The organism is Variovorax sp. BGA-UO-ETr-C22 (genome assembly GCF_059567965.1).
On sequence record NZ_JCAQPA010000002.1, the window covers coordinates 1 to 243 of the forward strand.

At 67.1% G+C, this 243-nt stretch carries 1 protein-coding gene; it reads left to right on the top strand.

Going from position 1 to position 243, the window contains the following annotated elements; translation table 11 throughout:
* A partial coding sequence (locus AC57B8_RS00010; protein ID WP_496478225.1) for a transposase occupies positions 1–243 on the top strand: 243 nt, incomplete at both ends.

Here is a 243-nt window from a genome sequence, read left to right on the forward strand (position 1 = left end):
AGATGTCGCACCACTTGGGCTACCCCAGCGGCGCCAGCAAGCCCGAGACCGGCAGCGGCAACCAGCGCAATGGCAGGAGTGCCAAGACCGTTCTGGCAGGCGACGGGCCACTGCGCATCGAAGTGCCGCGCGACCGCGCCGGCTCCTTTGAGCCGGTGCTCATCCCCAAGCACGAACGCCGTTTCACCGGCTTCGACGACAAGATCGTGGCCATGTACGCGCGCGGCATGACGATGCGCGAGA